Below are 253 nucleotides of genomic sequence, written 5' to 3'. Positions count from 1 at the left end.
GCCGCGCATGTTCCTCATCCGTGACCCGTATCGTGAGCATCCTTTCGCGTTTCACCGGTATCATTAAAAACCTCCGACAGACTCCCCACACATGGAGAAACAGAACTGTGACTAAACAGGAAAAACCAGCCCTTAACATGGCCCGCTTTATCAGAAGCCAGACGCTGACACTGCTGGAAAAACTGAATGAACTGGACGCCGACGACCAGGCGGACATCTGCGAAGCCCTTCACGACCACGCCGACGAGCTTTA

At 53.4% G+C, this 253-nt stretch carries 1 protein-coding gene; it reads left to right on the top strand.

The genetic code is table 11. The features are described from left to right. Positions 1-107 precede the first annotated feature (107 nt). The coding region (locus E0D98_RS27145; RefSeq protein ID WP_131891736.1) for a Rop family plasmid primer RNA-binding protein at positions 108-253 on the top strand (146 nt) is incomplete at its 3' end.

Origin of the sequence: Escherichia sp. KCJ4928 (assembly GCF_004352695.1) — a bacterium.
GTDB lineage: Bacteria > Pseudomonadota > Gammaproteobacteria > Enterobacterales > Enterobacteriaceae > ECMA0423.
The sequence above is the reverse complement of the archived record's forward strand: the minus strand, read 5'-3'. Positions and strand labels throughout refer to the sequence as shown.